This window comes from Pseudomonas sp. 2822-17 (genome assembly GCF_002742485.1).
Classification (GTDB): domain Bacteria; phylum Pseudomonadota; class Gammaproteobacteria; order Pseudomonadales; family Pseudomonadaceae; genus Aquipseudomonas; species Aquipseudomonas cyclaminis.
The window spans coordinates 1-249 of the sequence record NZ_LJRZ01000875.1 but is presented as its reverse complement, the minus strand read 5'-3'; the positions used below and the strand labels follow the sequence as shown (position 1 = coordinate 249).

At 35.3% G+C, this 249-nt stretch carries 1 pseudogene; it reads right to left on the bottom strand.

What is annotated here, in order from left to right:
- Window positions 1–210 (bottom strand): annotated as a pseudogene (locus tag AOA60_RS35065) (recombination protein RecR); the annotation flags it as partial.
- Window positions 211–249 lie beyond the last annotated feature (39 nt).

Sequence of the window (249 nt, the reverse complement as noted above, 5' to 3'; positions counted from 1 at the left end):
TACGACAAGGGTCTGTGTCTGTAATATGATGACAAATTGAACAATATGTTAATTCTCTTTTTGCATTAACTAGTGCTTTGGCAAAATCAAGAACATCGTCTTCTTTCATATCCAGTACGTAAAAGGCTAGTCTTGCTGCAGTTTTAGGACCGATCCCTGGAAGTCTCATAAAACCTTCATTAACTTAGAAATTGGTTGAGGGTATTGCATACATAAACCCTTCCTTTCTTTCTTCTATAACCATTATTT